At 46.5% G+C, this 2,319-nt stretch carries 1 protein-coding gene; it reads right to left on the minus strand.

The features are described 5' to 3' along the window. Positions 1-243: 243 nt before the first annotated feature. Positions 244-1,860 (minus strand): iron uptake porin, encoded by a 1,617-nt coding sequence (locus F6K20_RS34650; protein WP_287247781.1) that lies wholly within the window; start codon positions 1,858-1,860, stop codon positions 244-246. Between the last annotated feature and the right edge of the window lie 459 nt (positions 1,861-2,319).

A 2,319-nucleotide genomic window follows, 5' to 3' on the forward strand; every position in this document is an offset into this window, starting at 1 on the left:
CCCTCCTGGGAGGGGTTAGGGGTGGGTGCCAAATGCCAAATGCCTTGCTTTCGCCCCTAGTATAAGGATTCAAGCGGACATGATATTACTAATAATTTGCTAATACCGAGCCCGGTTAACTTCTTATAATTTTTGGCTTTTCGTGACTTGAAAGTTAACAATTTTCAATTTTCAATTTTCAAGTCATGAAAAGCCATGGGTTCTACAGTATTATAAGTGATTAACCGGACTTGGGATCAGGTCTTAGAATTTGAAAGTAGTTCTAAGAGCACCAATCACGACATCCTCGTTATCACTGTCTCCAAAGGGAGCAGCAATCCAGATTAATCCGGGAGTAATCGAGATATTATCATTTACCTGATACTTGTAGAAGCCTTCAACATGAATGGCGGTATCATCATCACCACCAACATAAGGCTCAGAACCGGCAACTATACCAAGTAAGTTACCTTCTTTGCCAAAGTCTGGTAATGCCAGTCCTAGACCGTAGTACCAAATCTCAGCATCACCGTTGCCACCAGAAGCTTGTTCAGCATCGGTGTAGCCGCCATAGGCATTAATTACTAAATTGGGAGAGAATTGAAAAGAGGCTTCTACGCCGTAGGAGTTAGTGTTTGCTGTGACATCTCCTCCATCACCAAAGGGTGCCCTGGCGTTTTCAGTTCCAACACCCGTATCAAAGATAGCGTTGCCATCATCAAAGTCATTGAAGTAGGCACGAACGTAAGTGAAGGCTAACTGAAAGCTGTCGCTAGGGGAAAATGTCAGCTGACCTAAGGCAGAAAACTCACCGTTGAATAAACCCTGACCTTCAGAGGGGTCAAAGGAATTGCCACCAAAGTAACCTGCACTCAATACTACGGCATCGGCGAGGCTAAAGTTGATGCCTAGTCCACCACCTGCGCCTAAACCAATTTTATAGATGGGGCTCGATTCAGCATAGCTGGAAAGAACACCGCTAGCGCCAGTGAAGTCATCCAGGTAGGGGCTGATGGTGGGGACAAAATCTTGCCAAAGGGGAAAGGCAGCTGGCAGATAGACATCAATATTATCCCCAATCGGGAAGTAGTAGGCTAGCCAACCAATACCCAGGTCGTTGCCGCTGTCAAAGCTGTAAGTAAAGGCACCTTGGTCTGTGCCATCAAAGGTAGCTGCATTACCGGCATCCAGACGGGTGTAGAGGGCATCTTTACCGGTGAAGCTGGAGACAAACGCTAAACGTACCCGGTCTTGGAACACGACTTGGTTGTCACTGTCTTCACCAAAGGCGTTGGCAATAGAGAAGACCACTTCCCCTTCTAGCTTGGTGGTGGTAGAAAACTGATGGTCTTCTAAAAATGCCACCCGTCCTTCTAAGTTATCCACTCGTGCACCGAGAGTAGCCAATTCTGATTCAAACTCCTGAATCAGCCGTTGCAGGGTTTCTAAGTCCTCACGAGTGATAAAATCGGCGGTAGACGCAGCAATTAAACGCTCAATCTGGTTCAAGCAAGCATTTAAACCAGCGGCAAATTCATACCGGGTTGTTGCGCGATTCCCGCGAAAGGTGCGATTGGGATATCCTGCAATACAACCGTAGCGCTCTACCAAACTCCGTAGCGCTTCATAAGCCCAGTCTCCAGGAGATACATCACGCAGTTGGGAAACACTGGTGACTTGACCCATGGAAGCTGACTCTTGTTTACTCTGTTTGATCAGTTTATCAACTGACACCTGCTTTGATTGTGCAGGCATTTGCCCCAGGTTTACTGGGTCAAGGTTTGGTGAAACCTCTTGTGCGATCGCGACCTTGGATGCTGCCCATTGGGATACCAACATCAATGGACTCATCAGTAACATCGCGCGTAATTGTTTATTCATTGTTCTCACTCACACCTGTCATCAGTCTAATGGATGAAAGTAACAAACCTCTGACCAGGTGTTTGTAGTCCTTGATACAAAATATTACTTATATAGTTGACTGTTGATGGTACGCTGTCAGGACTTAGGCTCAACTGCGCACGAAACCCTATAAGTAATAGGAATTCTTTACTTGTAAGCATTCAGCCGTCAGCTATCAGCTAATGGGTTTGGTCCGATGCGTCGAAGCTTGTGCCACCAGCTAGAAGCCTGTGCTACCAGCACCCCCGATTCTTGTTTACGACCGTTGATTAGCTGACTGCTGACGGCTGATAGCTGATAGCTTACCTTTACTTAACCCTTGTCGCAGAAGGTGCGACCTGTGGCGAATTTAATTCTTAATGGGTCAATCGCACCTGAGGTTTTCAGATTTTATCTTGGCAAACTAATGACAAACTCGGCTCCCTGACCTGGTTCTGA

The sequence above is a fragment of the Moorena sp. SIO2C4 genome (genome assembly GCF_010672485.1).
Lineage (GTDB): Bacteria > Cyanobacteriota > Cyanobacteriia > Cyanobacteriales > Coleofasciculaceae > Moorena > Moorena producens.

Bases quoted from the DNA above. Each gene is read 5' to 3' on its own strand.
- F6K20_RS34650 (WP_287247781.1), bottom strand. From the start codon at position 1,860: ATGAATAAACAATTACGCGCGATGTTACTGATGAGTCCATTGATGTTG.